Annotated in this window: 12 protein-coding genes; 7 read left to right on the top strand and 5 right to left on the bottom strand. The window is 70.4% G+C overall.

Annotated features, from left to right (window positions below):
* Nucleotide 1 precedes the first annotated feature (1 nt).
* Together ABTX24_RS00305 and ABTX24_RS00300 are read right to left on the bottom strand one after the other, a co-directional pair.
* A complete protein-coding gene (locus ABTX24_RS00305; RefSeq protein WP_350836599.1) occupies nt 2–961 on the bottom strand; it encodes an ornithine cyclodeaminase family protein in 960 nt (319 codons plus the stop codon).
* An 18-nt stretch (nt 962–979) separates the two neighbouring features.
* Nucleotides 980–2338, bottom strand: coding sequence for an MFS transporter (locus tag ABTX24_RS00300; protein WP_350836597.1), 1359 nt, complete (start codon nt 2336–2338; stop codon nt 980–982).
* A 151-nt stretch (nt 2339–2489) separates the two neighbouring features.
* Here ABTX24_RS00300 and ABTX24_RS00295 point away from each other — a divergent pair, with 151 nt between their 5' ends.
* Nucleotides 2490–5288: an FAD-binding and (Fe-S)-binding domain-containing protein gene (locus tag ABTX24_RS00295; protein WP_350836595.1), complete on the top strand. Its 2799-nt coding sequence runs from the start codon at nt 2490–2492 to the stop codon at nt 5286–5288.
* Nucleotides 5289–5314: 26 nt separating this feature from the next.
* Here the strand turns inward: ABTX24_RS00295 and ABTX24_RS00290 are convergent, their stop codons facing one another.
* Nucleotides 5315–5686 (bottom strand): DUF4267 domain-containing protein, encoded by a 372-nt coding sequence (locus ABTX24_RS00290; protein WP_350836593.1) that lies wholly within the window; start codon nt 5684–5686, stop codon nt 5315–5317.
* Between the two features lie 256 nt (nt 5687–5942).
* On the opposite strand from ABTX24_RS00290, the gene ABTX24_RS00285 reads away from it, so the two are divergent.
* Nucleotides 5943–7154 (top strand): class I SAM-dependent methyltransferase, encoded by a 1212-nt coding sequence (locus ABTX24_RS00285; RefSeq protein WP_350836591.1) that lies wholly within the window; start codon nt 5943–5945, stop codon nt 7152–7154.
* A 7-nt stretch (nt 7155–7161) separates the two neighbouring features.
* The gene (locus ABTX24_RS00280; RefSeq protein ID WP_350836589.1) at nt 7162–8133 is read left to right on the top strand and encodes an SMP-30/gluconolactonase/LRE family protein; all 972 of its coding nucleotides are present in this window, start codon (nt 7162–7164) and stop codon (nt 8131–8133) included.
* A 38-nt stretch (nt 8134–8171) separates the two neighbouring features.
* On the opposite strand, the gene serC is transcribed toward ABTX24_RS00280, so the two are convergent.
* Entirely contained in the window at nt 8172–9287 is a 1116-nt protein-coding gene (gene serC, locus ABTX24_RS00275; RefSeq protein ID WP_350836587.1) for a phosphoserine transaminase, read from the bottom strand.
* A 43-nt stretch (nt 9288–9330) separates the two neighbouring features.
* Between serC and ABTX24_RS00270 the strand changes: the two genes are divergently transcribed.
* Nucleotides 9331–9810, top strand: coding sequence for a GNAT family N-acetyltransferase (locus ABTX24_RS00270; protein WP_350836585.1), 480 nt, complete (start codon nt 9331–9333; stop codon nt 9808–9810).
* Nucleotides 9811–9878: 68 nt separating this feature from the next.
* Here ABTX24_RS00270 and ABTX24_RS00265 read toward each other — a convergent pair whose 3' ends face one another.
* Complete coding sequence (locus ABTX24_RS00265; RefSeq protein WP_457165679.1) at nt 9879–10982, bottom strand: citrate synthase 2; 1104 nt, start codon at nt 10980–10982, stop codon at nt 9879–9881.
* A gap of 104 nt (nt 10983–11086) precedes the next feature.
* On the opposite strand from ABTX24_RS00265, the gene ABTX24_RS00260 reads away from it, so the two are divergent.
* Genes ABTX24_RS00260 through ABTX24_RS00250 form a run of 3 tightly spaced genes read left to right on the top strand, consistent with a single transcriptional unit; the run spans nt 11087 to nt 14279 of the window.
* Nucleotides 11087–11590 (top strand): hypothetical protein, encoded by a 504-nt coding sequence (locus ABTX24_RS00260; protein WP_160025559.1) that lies wholly within the window; start codon nt 11087–11089, stop codon nt 11588–11590.
* Nucleotides 11591–11634: 44 nt separating this feature from the next.
* Nucleotides 11635–12282, top strand: coding sequence for a pyridoxamine 5'-phosphate oxidase (gene pdxH / locus ABTX24_RS00255; RefSeq protein ID WP_350836583.1), 648 nt, complete (start codon nt 11635–11637; stop codon nt 12280–12282).
* A complete protein-coding gene (locus ABTX24_RS00250; RefSeq protein ID WP_350836581.1) occupies nt 12279–14279 on the top strand; it encodes a beta-galactosidase in 2001 nt (666 codons plus the stop codon). Before pdxH ends, ABTX24_RS00250 begins: the two co-directional genes overlap by 4 nt.
* Nucleotides 14280–14329: the final 50 nt, after the last annotated feature.

Below are 14329 nucleotides of genomic sequence, written 5' to 3'. Positions count from 1 at the left end.
ACTAGTCGAGGTCGGCGAGGGTGCCGATGTCCCGCTGCTCGGCTGCGGTGAGGATCACTGCTGCCGCGGCAGCGTCCTGGATGCCGACGCCGACGGAGAGGTAGGTGACGGGGCCGCCTGATCGACGGTCGAGGGAGGCACTGCCGGCCAGGAGCGAGCCCAGGTCGACGATCCGGTCCGCATCGACCGACCCAGAGGCGACGGCTTCGACGACCGGGCCGGAGTCGGTCAGTGCCGAGGCGCGGTAGTCGACCACGACCGTGGAGCGGGCCAGTAGCGACGGCGGCAGCTCGACGCGGTCGGGGGCGAAGGAGCCGACGCTGGCCACGGTGGTGCCGTCGGTGACCCAGGCTTCCTCGATCACCGGGGTGAGGGACGAGGTGCAGAGGACGACGATGTCGGCGGTGCGTACGGCCACTTCCAGGTCTGCCGTCGCGGTGGCGCCGTGCTCGGCGGCTATCTCGGTGGCGGCGGCCGGGTTCCGGCCGAAGACCTGGAGGTCGGCGTCGGGGTGGGTCACGGCGAAGGCCGTGAGGTGGGCCCGGGCCTGGGCGCCGGTGCCGACGACGAGCACGCTGCGGGCGTCGGGGGCGACCTGCTGCATGGCGAGGGTGGTCGCGGCCGAGGTGCGCAGGCCGGTGACGCTGTCGCCGTTGATGATCGCGCGCGGTGCGCCGGTCTCGGTGTCGAGGACCGTGATGACCGAGTGCACCGCGCCGAGGCCACGGGCCGCGTTCGAAGGGTTGACGCTGCCGAACTTGCTCACCGCGGGGGCCTCGGGGGCGATCCGCGAGGAGTAGCAGAACGAGACCGATTCGTCCGGCCCGGGCACGAGGAGCCGGGGAGGCTGGACGGCCTCCCCGGCTCCCAGTCGGGTGAACGCCTCGCGCTGGGACTCCAGCGCGAGCTCGGGCGTGAAGATGCTGCGTACGTCGGTGGCGGAGAGGATCCTGACGGTCACCCCGCCCACCGTAGACCGTCAGACGGAGGTCTTCTCCGGGGTCTCCTCGAGCGCCACGTCCTTGGTCTCCTTGCCGATCACCAGCGAGATCAGGGTGATCACGGCCATCACGGAGAGGTAGACGCCGACCAGGACCGGCGAGCCGTCGGCCTGCTTCCACAGCGCGACCGCGATGAACGGCGCGACCGCGGCGCCCAGGATCGAGGCGACGTTGTAGGAGATGCCGGAGCCGGTGTAGCGCACGCTGGTCGGGAACAGCTCCGGCAGCAGCGCACCCATCGGGCCGAAGGTGAGGCCCATCAGGGAGAAGCCGAGGACGAGCCAGAGGAGCACGCCGACGGTGCCGGCGTTGACCAGCGGCACCCAGGCCAGGCCGAAGACGATGATCCCGAGGGTGACCGCGATCAGCAGCCGGCGGCGGCCGAAGCGCTCGGCCAGCGGCCCGGAGACCATGGTGAAGATGCCGAAGAAGATCACGCCGAAGATCAGCATCAGCACGAAGGTCGTGTAGCCGTAGCCGAGGCCGGGCACCGGGAGGTCCGTGGCGGCGGTGCCGAACGACAGCGAGAACGCGGTCATCAGGTAGAAGAGGACGTACGTCGCCAGCATGAAGAAGGTGCCGAGGACCAGCTGCTTGCCCTGGTTGCGCACGACCGAGGCGAGCGGGACCTTGCGGACCAGGCCGGCGTCCTGGCTCTTGGTGAACACGTCGCTCTCGACCAGGCGCAGCCGGACCCACAGACCGACGATGACCATGACCGCGGAGAAGAGGAACGGCACCCGCCAGCCCCACGCCAGGAAGGCGTCGGAGGGCTTGGTCGGGTCGGCGCCCTCGGCGGAGAGCAGCGCCGCGATCGCCAGGAACAGGCCGTTGGAGAGGATGAAGCCCAGCGGCGCGCCGAGCTGCGGGAACGTACCGAAGATCGCGCGCTTGCCCTCGGGGGCGTTCTCGGTAGCGACCAGCGCGGCACCGCTCCATTCGCCGCCGAGCGCGAAGCCCTGGGCCAGGCGCATCAGCACCAGTAGCGCGGTCGCGACCCAGCCGACCGTCTCGTACGTCGGGAGCGCACCGATCAGGAAGGTTGCGATGCCCATGGTGAGCAGCGAGATGACCAGGGTCGTCTTGCGGCCGAGCCGGTCGCCGAGGTGGCCGAAGAAGATCGCGCCCACCGGGCGGGCGACCATCGCGGCGCCGAAGACGGCGAAGCTCGCCAGGAGCGCGGTGGTCGGGTCGCCGGCCGGGAAGAAGAGGGCGGGGAAGACGAGGACGGCTGCGGTCGCGTACGCGTAGAAGTCGTAGAACTCGATCGTCGTGCCGACGAGGCTGGCGACGAGCACGCGCGAGCGCGGGTTGGCCGGTGCGGGGGTGGCGGACATGGTCTCTCTCCGAGGTCTGGAAGTGCCCGCGCTCTCGCGGGCTGTCCCATTATATGAGAGTCAAATATCGCTCAATGAGACGGGCTCGTGTTGTGGTCATCGACGGTGGGCGCTGACCGGTGACCGTGCTGAGGTCTGTGACAATGAGCGGGTGAATGCGACTGCCTCGGATCTGGCGAATGAGCTGCGCAACCAGGGGATCAGCCGGGTCGACGACTCGCCGCTGGCCCGGGCGCTCTACTCCAGCGACGCGAGCCTCTACCGGGTCGTGCCCTCCGTCGTCGTACGGCCGCAGTCCCGCGACGAGCTGCTCGCGGTGCACGCGGTGTCCCGTGCGACCGGGGCGCCGGTGACGATGCGAGGTGCGGGCACCTCGATCGCCGGCAATGCCGTCGGGTCCGGGATCGTCGTGGACACCCGGGACCTGCGGACCATCTACGAGATCGACCCGGAGGCGCGGACCGCGCGGATCGACCCGGGCGTCGTGCACGCCGACCTGCAGCGGGCCGCGGCGCCCCACGGTCTGCGCTTCGGGCCCGACCCGTCCACCCACACCCGCTGCACCATCGGCGGGATGATCGGCAACAACGCCTGCGGCAACCGTGCGCTGGGCTACGGCCGCACCGTCGACAACATCGAGGCGCTGACCGTGCTCTTCGGCAACGGCGAGCAGGCGACCTATGCCGATGGCGTCTCGACGGGGGAGACGGCGGAGCGGCTCCAGGCGCTCGTCGGCGCCAACCTCGGTCACGTGCGGACCGAGTTCGGCCGGTTCGGACGCCAGGTCTCCGGCTACTCGCTCGAGCACCTGCTGCCCGAGAAGGGTGGTCGGGTCGACCGGTTCCTGGCCGGCACCGAAGGCACCCTGGCGACCATCCTGGAGACGACCGTGCGGCTCGTCGAGGACTCGCCCGGGCGGCTGCTGCTGGTGCTCGGCTACCCGACGATGGCGGAGGCCGCCGACGCGGTGCCTGCGCTCCTCCGGGTGGCGCCGGGGCGGCTGATCGCCTGCGAGGGGATGGACGCCCGGATCGCCGACCTGGTGCGCGCCAAGGGCCGCGCGGTGCCGGACCTACCCAAGGGGGCCGGCTGGCTGATGGTCGAGGTCGCCGGACAGGACGCTCCTGACCTGGTCAAACGTATCGCCGCGGAGTCGGGTGCACTCGAGTCGCGAGTGGTCGTCGATCCGCTCGAGGCAGCCGCGCTGTGGCGGATCCGCGAGGACGGTGCCGGACTGGCCGGGGTCTCGCTGCCCACGCCGGCCCACTCCGGCTGGGAGGACGCCGCGGTCCCGCCGGAGCACCTCGGTGCCTGGCTGCGCGACTTCGAGGGGATCCTGGAGTCCTTCGGTCTGCACGGCTACCCCTACGGCCACTTCGGCGACGGCTGCATCCACTGCCGCATCGACTTCCCGTTCGCGCCGGACGCGCCGGAGTCGGCGCAGGTGTTCCGTGAGTTCATGACCGCGTGCGCCACGCAGTTGGTGACCTACGGCGGCTCGCTGTCGGGCGAGCACGGTGACGGGCGGGTGCGCTCGGAGCTGTTGCCGATCATGTACGACTCCACCTCCATCGATCTCTTCGAGCAGGTCAAGGGCATCTGTGATCCCTCGGAGCTGCTCAACCCGGGCAACATCGTGCGGCCCGCGTCGATCACCGAGGACCTGCGTCCGGTGCGACCCCGTGCCCTTCCCCGGACCGGCCTGCGGCTGATCCACGACTCCGGTGACCTGGGTGCTGCCGTGCACCGTTGCACCGGCGTCGGCAAGTGCGTGGCCCCGAAGACCGCCGGCGTGATGTGCCCCTCCTACCTCGCGACCCGCGAGGAGAAGGACGCGACCCGTGGACGCGCGCGGGTGCTCCAGGAGGCGCTCGACGGGTCGCTCGTCGGTGGGCTCGGCGACCCCGCGGTGAGCGAGGCGCTCGACCTGTGCCTGGCCTGCAAGGGGTGTGCGTCCGACTGCCCCACGGGCATCGACATGGCGACGTACAAGTCCGAGGCGCTCTACCAGAAGCACGACGTCCTCGGGGAGCGGCGGCCGCGATCGCACGCTCTTCTCGGGCAGCTGCCGAAGTGGGCGCGGCTCGCGGCGCCGTTCACCGGCATGGCCAACGCGTCGCTGAAGATCTCGCCGCTCGCCAAGATCGCCAAGAAGACCGCCGGCATCGACCAGCGGCGCTCGATTCCCGCGTTCGCACCGAAGACGCTGAAGCGGTCGGCGCCGACCGCGAAGCTCCCCGAGACCCCGGACGTCTGGATCTGGGCCGACTCCTTCACCGACCACTTCTTCGCCCAGTCCGGCCACGGCGCGATCGCGTGGCTCGAGGCGCAGGGCCTGACCGTCCGCGTGATCGGCGAGAAGGCCTGCTGCGGGCTCACCTGGATCACCACCGGCCAGCTTGATGACGCGCGCAAGATCATGGAGAAGACCGTGCGTACGCTCGCCCCCTATGTCGCCTCCGGCGTCCCCGTCGTCGGCCTGGAGCCCTCGTGCACCGCGACGCTGCGGTCGGACTCGGTGGAGCTCTCGGCGCTGCCCGAGGCGGAGGTCGTACGTGACGGGATGCTCACCTTCGCCGAGCTGGTGAAGCGGCTGGTGGGCGAGGGGCGGGCGACGCTGCCCGACCTGACCGGCGTCGAGGTCGTCGCCCAGCCGCACTGCCACCAGCACGCCGTCCTGGGCTGGGTCGACGACGAGGCGCTGCTGACCCAGGCCGGGGCGAAGGTCACCCGGGTCTCCGGCTGCTGCGGCCTGGCCGGCAACTTCGGGGTCGAGGAGGGGCACTACGAGGTGTCGGTCGCGGTCGCGGAGACCCACCTGCTCCCGGCTGTCCGGTCCCACCCCGACGCCGTCATCCTGGCCGACGGGATGTCGTGCCGGGTCCAGCTCGACGACCTCGCCTCGGTCCCCACCATGCACCTCGCCGAGCTCTTCGCCTCACGCGTCTGAGACCCGGCCGGGTCGATCCGGCTGGATCAGCCCAGCCAGAGCAGTGCCACCGCGACGAGCATCAGCGCCGCGGTGAGTCCGTGGACCCCGAACGCGCGCGCCTTGCTCCCTCGGTTGCCGAGGATCACGAGCATGTCGCCGACCGGGATCATCGCCTCGACGAGGACCACCCAGGGCACGGCGTCAGGTTCCACGAAGATCAGCGGGATCAGGACGAGGCCGCTGGCGATGTCGCGTACGCCCTTGAGCTGCCACCAGGCGCGGGCCTCGGTGGCGGGAAGGACCGGCAGGCCGAAGCCGGCCGCGTTGGCCTCGTTCCTCAGGAGGTACATCACGCCGATGTAGATGATCCCCAGGGCGACGATCCAGATCAGGACCATTCCGATGGTGTACAGCATTTCCGCTCCTCAGATTATCTGTGCAAGATTTTCTAGCAATGCTAGATCACGGAGCTGATTACGTCTAGCGCTGCTAGATTTCTCCTGCGGAGGCGCGGGCCATCGCCCTGCTCGCCGCCTGAGACGGCTGCGGCGATGGGTGTTGGCACCCGGGCCGCGCCTAGACTGAAGCGGTGAACCCGCGTTACCGCCGAATGATCATTCCCGGCGCGCTGGTCGCCCTTCTGCTGGTAGTCGTCATTGCTGGGGTGCTGAGTTGAGCAGGGAGTCCGAACCGCTGCTGCGGGCGCTGAATCGGATGCGGTCGGTGATCCTCGATCCCGACCAGCTGGTCAAGGCGGTCGCGTCCGGCAAACAGCGTGGCAGCGCACCGAAGTGGCGTCGCGCCGAGATCCGCTACGTCGACCTGAAGGCCGGACGACACCTGCAGATCACGACGTACGACGCGACCCAGGCGTTCACCGCGAACCACCCGGTGGGCGACCCGACCGCGCTGGACGACCTGCTCGACGTACCGTTCGCCAACTGGGTCGTGACGACCGCGACCGAGCAGACCCAGATCCAGGCGAAGTCGCCGACGACGGCACTCGTCTCGACCACGGAGCTGACCGCTCCGGTCGAGGCCGAACGTGGCCATGACCAGGCAAAAGAGCGGCTGCTGCCGGAGTCCGACCCGGTCTTCCGGGTGCTCGGGCTCTCGGACAAGGACGGCAAGCTGAAGCCGTCGCGCCAGGCGAAGTACCGCCAGGTCGAGGAGTTCCTGCGCCAGCTCGACGCCGCCCTGACCGACGCGATGAAGTCCGGCAAGGTCCGCACGCCCACCGCCGAGGAGCCGCTGCGGATCATCGACCTGGGCGCCGGCAACGGCTACCTGACCTTCGCGGCCCAGCGCTACCTCACCGAGGTCCGCGAGCTGCCCGTCGTCGTCACCGGCGTCGACGTCAAGGAGCAGTCCCGGGAGCACAACTCGAGGATCGCGGCCGAGCTCGGGGTGCATGCCGAGTTCGTGGCCGGGACGATCGAGGGCGTACAGCTCACCGAGAAGCCCGACGTGGTGCTCGCTCTGCACGCCTGCGACACCGCCACCGACGACGCCCTCGCCCGGGCGATCGAGTGGGAGGCGCCGCTGGTGCTGGCCGCGCCGTGCTGCCACCACGACATCGCCGCCCAGCTGCGCAAGGCCCCGACTCCGGCGCCCTACTCCATGCTCACCCGCCACGGCATCCTCCGCGAGCGCTTCGCCGACACGCTGACCGACGCCCTGCGCGCGAGCCTGCTGCGCCTGTCCGGCTACCGCGTCGAGGTCGTGCAGTTCGTGGAGAGCCAGCACACCCCGCGCAACACCATGCTCCGCGCGATCCGCACCGGCTCGCCGGTCAAGGGCGGTTCGGTGAAGAAGGAGTACGACGAGCTCGTGGCCGAGTGGCGCGTACGTCCGAAGCTCGGCGAGCTGCTCGCGGAGCGATGAGATCCGGGTGATGAAGGCGGTCGTCGCCGCGGGCGCACTCGGGCTGGTGCTGATCTCGGCCATGCCCGCGAGCGCCGCGGGCGACGACGTGCTCTTCGCCTTCTCCGACCCGACGATCAGCGAGGCCAGCGCGCTGACGCCGCTCGGCAAGGGTCTGTACGCCACCACCAACGACTCCGGGGACAGCGGGCGCGTCTTCACCGTCGACTCGAGCGGTGACACGGTCGGCGTGACCCACTGGGCGGCCGACCCGGTCGACGTCGAAGGTCTCGCTCCTGCCGGCGGCAACCACGTCTGGGTCGGCGACATCGGCGACAACAACAGCGTCTGGGACTCGATCAGGATCGCAAAGGTGCGGGTCGGGCGGGGCGAGCGCACGGTCTCCCCGACCGTCTACGAGCTCGTCTATCCCGACGGGCCGCACAACGCCGAGTCCCTGCTCGCCCACCCCGACGGCCGGGTCTTCGTCGCCACGAAGGACTGGGGAGGCGGGCGGCTCTACGCCGTGCCGAGGCGCCTCGACCCCGACGGTCCCAACCGGTTGAAGGAGGTCGCCCCGGTCATCCCGATGGCCACCGACGGCGCCTTCTTCCCCGACGGCAAGCACCTGGTCGTCCGCGGCTACTACTCCGCCACGATCTACGCCTGGCCCTCGATGGACCGGGTGGGCTCCTTCCGGACCCCCGACCAGGAGCAGGGCGAGGCCATCGGCGTGACCTCGAAGGGCGAGGTGGTCGTGACCAGCGAGGGCATCCGCGCCGAGGTGATCAGGGTCGATCCCGAGCTGGTCGGTGAGGTGCTCGGCGACGAGCCGTCCCCTACCGCCGATCCGACCGCCGACCCGGCCCCGGACGAGGCTGAGCCGGAGAACAAGGTCGACGGTGGGGACGAGGGTGAGGATGACGGCGGTTCCGCCGGGCCGATCGCGCTGGTGGCGCTCGCCGTCGCTGCGTACTTCATCTTCCGCAAGCGCACCTGACGCCGAGTCGGCTCGTCATGACGAGCCGACTCGACGGATCAGAGGCGGTCGACGACCCAGTCGATGCAGGCGGTGAGGGCCTCGATGTCGGCGGCGTCGACGGAGGGGTACATCGCGATCCGGAGCTGGTTGGTGCCGACGCCGCGGTAGGCGTCGAGGTCGACGACGCCGTTCTCGGCGAGCACGCGGCGCAGCTCGTCCTTGTCGATGCCGGCGTCGAGCTCGACGGTGCCGACGACGAGAGAGCGGTGGGTGGGGTCCTCGACGAACGGGCGGACGTACGGCGCCTTCTCGGCCCACGCGTAGAGCGCGTCGGAGGAGGCGGTGGTGCGGGCGACCATCGCGTCCAGCCCGCCGGAGGAGTTCATCCAGTCGAGCTGCTCGGCCATCAGGAAGAGCGTCGCGACCGCGGGGGTGTTGACGGTCTGCGCGCTGCGGGACTGCTTGATCGCCTCGGTCAGCGAGAAGAACGACGGGATGTGCCGGCCGCTCGCCGCGATCTCCTCGGCCCGCGCGATCGCGGCGGGGGAGAGCAGGGCCAGCCACAGACCGCCGTCGGAGGCGAACGACTTCTGCGGCGCGAAGTAGTAGACGTCGCTCTGGGTCACCTCGAGCGGCAGCCCACCGGCGGCCGAGGTCGCGTCGACGACGGTGAGCTGGTCCGCGCCCGCGCCGGCCGGACGTACGACCGGAGCCATCACGCCCGTCGAGGTCTCGTTGTGTGTCCAGGCGTAGACATCGACGTCGTACTCGTATGCCGGCGCGGCCAGCGACCCCGGCTCGGCCGAGATCACCGACGGGTCGGCCAGCCACGGCGCCGCCTTGGCCGCGGAGAGGAACTTCTTGCCGAACGCCCCGAAGACGGCGTGCTGGCTGCGCTCGCGCACCAGGGCGTACGTCACCAGGTCGAAGAACGCCACCGAGCCACCGTTGCCGATGACGACCTCGTAGCCCTCCGGCAGGGAGAACAGATCGGCCAGCCCGGTCTGCACGCGGCGGACGAGATCCTTCACCGGCTGCTGCCGGTGAGAGGTCCCCATCACCGACACTCCGGTCGCGGCGAGCGCCTCCAGGCGGCCGGCCGGCACCTTGGACGGCCCGGACCCGAAACGTCCGTCGGCGGGCAGGAGGTCGGCGGGGATCTGCAGCGTCATAAACCCATTCTCGCAAGTCGCGGGCATCGGCCAGAATACCGACGTGTCTGTTGAGATTCGCCGGGTCGCGTACGACCACCCTGATGCTCAGAAACTGGTCGACCGGGTCCAGGAGTTCTACGTCGAACGCTACGGCGAACCCGACCACGACCCGACCGTGCCGGAGATGTTCGAGCCGCCCGCGGGCGCGTACTTCCTGGGCTACCTCGACGACGTCCCGGTCGCCTCCGGCGCCTGGCGGCGCTCCGGCGAGCCCGCCCTCGGGACCGTGGTGACCGCCGAGATCAAGCGGATGTACGTCGTGCCCGAGGCCCAGGGTCAGGGGCTCGCCAAGCGGATGCTCGCGCATGTCGAGGCATCAGCCCGCAGTGCCGGCTTCGAGGCCATGGTCCTCACCACCGGCGGCCTCCAGCACGAGGCCATCGGTCTCTACGCTGCCAACGGCTATGTCGACGTCGAGCCCTTCGGCTTCTACAAGGACGACGACCTCGTGGTCTGCATGGCCAAGCGCCTCGACGGCTGACCCGCTACCGACCCCACAACGCAGGAACCGACCGGCTGAAGCCGGTCGGTTCCTCGAGTATCAGGCGTCTACTTCGCCCAGTCGGCGTTCCAGCCCTCGACCGCGTCGGCGGGGCGGGGCGCGGGGCCGGTGTAGATGGCGCTCGGGCGGATCAGGCGCCCGGTCTTCTTCTGCTCCAGGATGTGGGCGGACCAGCCACCGGTGCGGGCGCAGGTGAACATCGAGGTGAACATGTTGGCCGGTATCTGGGCGAAGTCGAGGACGATGGCCGCCCAGAACTCGACGTTGGTCTCCAGGACGCGGTCGGGGCGCCGGGCGCGGAGCTCCTCGAGCGCCGCCTTCTCCAGGGCCTCGGCGACCTCGTAGCGAGGCGCGTTGAGCTCGCGGGCGGTGCGGCGCAGGACGCGCGCACGCGGGTCCTCGGCGCGGTAGACACGGTGGCCGAAGCCCATCAGCCGCTCGCCGGAGTCGAGCAGGCCCTTCACATAGCCGGAGGCGTCGCCCGACTTCTCGACGTCCTCGATCATGCCGAGCACGCGTGAGGGCGCGCCACCGTGCAGGGGCCCGCTCATCGCGCCGATCGCGCCGGAGAAGGCCGCGGCCACGTCGGCGCCGGTGGAGGTGATCACCCGGGCGGTGAAGGTGGAGGCGTTCATGCCGTGCTCGGCGGCCGAGGACCAGTAGGCGTCGATCGCGTGGGCGTGGGCGGGGTCGGCCTCGCCACGCCAGCGGATCAGGAAGCGCTCGGCCAGGGTCTTGCCCTTGTCGACCTCGCGCTGCGGCACGATCGGCAGGTGGATGTCGCGGGCCGACTGGCCGGCGTACGAAAGGACCATCACGGCCACGCGGGCGAGGTCCTCACGGGCCTGCTCGTCGGAGATGTCGTAGGTCTGGCCGAACCCGAAGGCGGGCGCGAGCATGGGGATGGCGGCCTGGACGTCGACGCGTACGTCACCGGTGTGCACCGGCAGGTTGTAGGCCTCTGCGGGCGGCAGGCCGGGGCCGTATGAGCCGTCGATCAGCAGGCCCCAGACGTTCTCGAACGGCACCCGCCCGACGATGTCCTCGATGTCGACCCCGCGGTAGCGGAGGGCCGAACCCTCTTTGTCGGGCTCCGCGATCTGAGTCTCGAAGGCCACGACGCCCTCGAGACCGTGCTGTACCTGGCTCACTGCCTTCTCCGTTCCTCTGCTGTCACGGGCATTGTGCCGCATCCTGGCTTCGACCCGGGCGTGGGGAGCGGCCACGGTAGGGAGCGCGCCGCTACTGTCGCCCCATGGACCTCGGGAAGCTCGTCGGTGGCCTCAACGCCAAGGACATCGACAAGGTGATCACGCTGATCACCGAGAACAAGGACGTGCTGGCGTCGATCGAGCGGCTGCCCAAGCTGTTCGACACCTTCGGTGAGGGCCTCGCGGAGGCCGGCGGGCGCGCCCGAGAGGCCGGCTCCGTGCTGGTCGGGGACGGTGCCGGCGGCGTCAAGGGGACGCTGGGCGACGTGGCCACCTCGCTGGGTGGGATCTCGGCTGCGATCTCCAAGGGCGTCGACCGGCTCGCCGATGTCGCCGAGGGCCTCGGCCGCGTACCGATGGCAGACGGTCCGGCCAAGTCGATCGCGAGCGCGGCGAAGGAGATCGGCGGCGCCGGCTCGGCGCTCGACGACCTCTCCGGGTCGCTGGAGACGATCGCGGAGCTTCTGGCGAAGGTCGGCTCGGCGCTGGAGCAGCTGGGTGACAAGCTCGACGAGTCGGGCACCCAGGTCAAAGGCTTCATGGGCTGACTCCGCATGGGCTGAGTCCGTGCGTAGGGTCGTAGGTTGAGACCATGGATCTCTCAGCCGAGCTGGCCGCAGCGCGCGAGTCGTACACCCGCAGTGGTCTGACCGAGGGTGACCTCGCGGACGACCCGTTCGAGCAGTTCGAGAGGTGGTACGCCGAGGCGCGGGACGCGGGCATCGTCGAGCCCAACGCGATGGTGGTCTCGACCGTCTCGCCGGACGGCGCGCCCTCGTCGCGCACCGTGCTGCTGAAGGGCTTCTCGACCGAGGGCTTCACGTTCTTCACCAACACCGCCTCCCGCAAGGGCTCCGACCTCGCGCACAACCCGCGCTGCGCGGTGCTCTTCCCGTGGCATCCGCTGGAGAGGCAGGTACGCATCGACGGGCTCGCCCGCGAGCTCTCCCGAGAGGACGTCGAGGCCTACTTCTCCCAGCGCCCGCGCGGCTCCCAGCTCGGTGCGCACGCCTCCCACCAGAGCCGGGTCGTCGCCGGGCGCGAGGAGCTGGAGGCGGCGTACGAGCGGATCGAGGCGCAGTTCGACGGCCAGCCGGTTCCGGTGCCGGAGGAGTGGGGCGGCTACCGGGTCGAACCGGAGGCGGTGGAGTTCTGGCAGGGGCGCCCGGGGCGGATGCACGACCGGCTCGTCTACCGGCGTGAGGGCGAGAAGTGGCGCACCGAGCGACTGGCGCCATGAGCGGGATGGAGCAGGTCACCCGGGCCCTGGGTGGGCGGATCGCCTACGGCGCCGACTACAACCCGGAGCAGTGGCCGGAGGAGGTCTGGGACGAGGACGTACGCCTCATGCGGGAGGCAGGGGTCAACCTGGTCAGCGTGGGGATCTTCTCCTGGGCGCTGCTGGAACCGGAGCCGGGCAGCTATGACTTCGGCTGGCTCGACCGGGTGCTCGACAAGCTCCACGCCAGCGGGATCGCCGTGGACCTGGCGACCGCGACCACGAGCCCGCCGCCGTGGTTCCTCGAGCGTCATCCGGAGGCGACGCTCGTCGACCAGATCGGCAACCCGCGCGCGTTCGGCGCGCGCCAGGCGTACTGTCCCTCGTCGACCGCCTACCGCGAGGCCGCCACGACGCTGATCACCGAGCTGGTCAAGCGGTACGACGACCACCCGGCGGTGGTGATGTGGCATGTCAACAACGAGTACGGCTGCCACAACGACCACTGTTTCTGCGACGCCAGCGCGGTGGCCTTCCGGCGCTGGCTGCAGCGTCGCTACGGCGTCGTGGACGAGCTCAACGAGGCCTGGGCGACCGCCTTCTGGAGCCAGCGCTACACCAGCTGGGACCAGATCGGGCCGCCGCGACAGGTCTCCTACGGCAACTTCGCCAACCCCGGTCAGCAGCTGGACTGGTGGCGGTTCTGCTCCGACGAGATCCGCGATATCTACCGGGTCGAGGCGACGGCGGTGCGGGCACACTCGGACAAGCCCCTGACCACCAACTTCATGGGCTTCCGCAAGTCGCTCGACTACCGGAGCTGGGTCGACGTCGGGGACCTCGTCTCCAACGACCACTACCTCGACGCCGCCGACGAGGACCGCACCCCGCAGCTCGCCATGACCGCCGACCTGACCCGCTCGCTGGCCCATGGTGCACCGTGGCTGTTGATGGAGCACTCCACCTCCGCGGTCAACTGGCAGCCGCGCAACATCGCCAAGACGGCCGGCGAGATGCGCCGCAACTCCTTCCAGCACATCGCGCGCGGCGCGGACGGCGCCCTGTTCTTCCAGTGGCGTGCCTCGCGTGGTGGAGCGGAGAAGTTCCACTCCGCGATGGTTCCGCACGCCGGCACCGAGAGCCGGCTCTGGCGAGATGTCGTACGCCTCGGCGCGGATCTCTCCGCGATCGCGGAGGTCGCCGGCACCCGCGTGGAGCAGGCCGGCGTCGCGATCGTCTTCGACTGGGACTCGTGGTGGGCGGCGACCTTCGACTCGCACCCGTCGGTCGACGTCGACCCGATGGCGACCGCCCGGGCCTGGCACAAGGCCTGCTGGGCCCGCAACCTCGGCGTCGACGTCGTGGGTGTGACCGACCCGCTCAAGGACTACGACGTCGTCGTTCTGCCCGTCCAGTACCTGCTCGCCGACGAGACCGTCGACCGGCTCACCGCCTTCGTCGAGGCCGGCGGCACTCTGGTCGCCACCTACTTCACCGGGATCGTCGACGAGCACGACCACATCCGGCTGGGCGGCTACCCGGGCGCCCTGTCCGATCTCCTCGGCGTGCGGATCGAGGAGTTCTGCCCGCTTCCCGAGGGCGACGAGATCCCGCTGACCGCCTACGGATCCGGCGCGATCTGGAGCGAGCGCGGCCGCGCCGTCGGGGCCGACGTCGTCGCTGCGTACGCCACCGGCGACTGTGCCGGCGATCCGGCCGTCACGCGCCGACGCGTCGGCAAGGGCACTGCCTGGTACGTCGGCACCGAGCTCACCCCCGACGCCCTCGACACCCTGGCCACCCAGATCTTCACCACGACCAAGCCGGTCGTCGGAGGCCTTCCCGAGGGCGTCGAGGCGATCCGGCGGGTCGGCGAGCAGGGGACGTACGTCTTCGTCATCAACCACACCCGCGAGCCGGTCATCGTCCCCGTCCGCGGCGCCGACCTGCTCTCGGGCAACGAGGGCGGCCCGCACCTGGTCCGCGCGGGTCAGGTCGCGGTCATCCGCGAGGGGTGAGGGTGTTCCTTCGTCAAGGTATGCAGGTGAAGGAACACATCCCGGGCGGA

Origin of the sequence: Nocardioides sp. NPDC127514 (assembly GCF_040302125.1) — a bacterium.
Lineage (GTDB): Bacteria > Actinomycetota > Actinomycetes > Propionibacteriales > Nocardioidaceae > Nocardioides.
The sequence above is the reverse complement of the archived record's forward strand: the minus strand, read 5'-3'. Positions and strand labels throughout refer to the sequence as shown.

Coding starts and splice junctions, on each gene's coding strand:
- ABTX24_RS00250 (WP_350836581.1), top strand. CDS start 12,279: ATGAGCGGGATGGAGCAGGTCACCCGGGCCCTGGGTGGGCGGATCGCC.
- ABTX24_RS00300 (WP_350836597.1), bottom strand. CDS start 2,338: ATGTCCGCCACCCCCGCACCGGCCAACCCGCGCTCGCGCGTGCTCGTC.
- serC (WP_350836587.1), bottom strand. CDS start 9,287: ATGACGCTGCAGATCCCCGCCGACCTCCTGCCCGCCGACGGACGTTTC.
- pdxH (WP_350836583.1), top strand. CDS start 11,635: ATGGATCTCTCAGCCGAGCTGGCCGCAGCGCGCGAGTCGTACACCCGC.
- ABTX24_RS00260 (WP_160025559.1), top strand. CDS start 11,087: ATGGACCTCGGGAAGCTCGTCGGTGGCCTCAACGCCAAGGACATCGAC.
- ABTX24_RS00290 (WP_350836593.1), bottom strand. CDS start 5,686: ATGCTGTACACCATCGGAATGGTCCTGATCTGGATCGTCGCCCTGGGG.